A 227-nucleotide genomic window follows, 5' to 3' on the forward strand; every position below is an offset into this window, starting at 1 on the left:
GTTCGTTCTTGATCTTTCCATTTCTGTTTAGTTGCCAAGGAAAAACTGGCTGTTTCTTTGCCTGATTGAGTTGTTTTAATCTCTGGATCATTGCCTAGATAACCAGCCAGAGTCACCATGTTTATACTGCTTATCATCACGCACCAACCCTCTGAGGAATCAAACCTTTGGCAATCAAGTATTTAAATACTGAAGGTTGATAATTCTCGGTATGTTTGATTAGCCAT

The 227-nt window shown here is 38.8% G+C and carries 1 protein-coding gene; it reads right to left on the bottom strand.

The annotated features are described in order from the left end of the window. The coding region (locus tag QMN76_RS11050; protein WP_408869475.1) for a single-stranded DNA-binding protein at window positions 1-137 on the bottom strand (137 nt) is incomplete at its 3' end. Between the last annotated feature and the right edge of the window lie 90 nt (window positions 138-227).

This window comes from Commensalibacter papalotli (ex Botero et al. 2024) (assembly GCF_947179115.1).
GTDB classification, from domain to species: Bacteria; Pseudomonadota; Alphaproteobacteria; order Acetobacterales; family Acetobacteraceae; genus Commensalibacter; species Commensalibacter papalotli.